Raw genomic sequence first — 1,004 nt, 5'->3', positions numbered from 1 at the left:
AATATCCGGCAGCCCGGCATGGCGCAGCCCGAGCGCGACAAGCAGCAGGATCAGGGCCATGACGCGATAAGGCCCCACGACCGCATGCGCGAAGGCGGCCAGCACCGGCGCGCGCGCCTGCTGTGTTCCCGCCACGGCCAGACGGCTGGCGACACCCCCGATGTCGCGCATGACCAGCAATGAAAATACAACAGGTGCGATAATTCCTGACACTTTGTTGGCGATGCCCATGATCGCGATCCGCCGCGCGGCATGTTGCGCGGCCCCGAGCAGGGTCACATACGGGTTGACCGTCACCTGCAGCAGCGTCAGCCCCGCCCCCAGCAGGGACAGGCCCGCCAGCGCGCCGGGGTACCAGCGCAGCCCCACACATTCCCCGAATGCAAGCGTACCCCCGGCCATGACGGTCAATGCCGCCACGATACCGTTGCGCAGCCCCGTGCGCCGCGCCAGTTCCATTGCCGGGATCGCACAGAAAAAATAGGACAGGTAAAAACACATCGGCACCAGAAACGCGCCCACCGGCCCCAGACCGAAGGCAACCTGTACGAAGGTGATCAATGGGCCGTTCAGCCACGTCACGAACCCGATAATGAAAAACAGCGCCGCCATGACAACCAGGGGCCGCGCGCCGTATCCCCCGCGTGGCGGTGTCGGATGCTGCCGGGTCAAATCGCGCCCTCCCTTTCCATGCCGTGGGCCATCGCGCCACCTCATGGCGGAACCGTAACAGGTTCGGACGCCACTGACAGCGTCATGCCCATATTCCGTGCGGTGGCGTGACCTGCTATGGCTGACCCACCCGTGACAACAGGACAGGCTGGACGGTCATGCGCCTGCGCTCCCCATGGCATCCCCATCTCCCACCGGGCGATACCTCCCCCGCCGAGCGTCTGGCCGATGCGCTGGCAGGCGACATACTGGCTGAAAAACTGGATGCGGGCGACCGCCTGCCCGCCCATCGCGACCTTGCATGGCGGCTGGGCATTGGCGTGGGCAGCGTC

At 65.9% G+C, this 1,004-nt stretch carries 2 pseudogenes; one reads left to right on the top strand and one right to left on the bottom strand.

What is annotated here, in order from left to right:
* Positions 1-672 (bottom strand): annotated as a pseudogene (locus tag JCM25156_RS18025) (MFS transporter); the annotation flags it as partial.
* A 158-nt stretch (positions 673-830) separates the two neighbouring features.
* Here JCM25156_RS18025 and JCM25156_RS29130 point away from each other — a divergent pair.
* A pseudogene (locus JCM25156_RS29130) lies at positions 831-1,004 on the top strand (PLP-dependent aminotransferase family protein); the annotation flags it as partial.

Source organism: Komagataeibacter kakiaceti JCM 25156 (assembly GCF_000613305.1).
Note: the sequence above shows the minus strand (reverse complement) of the source record. Positions and strands in the feature narration are given on the sequence as shown.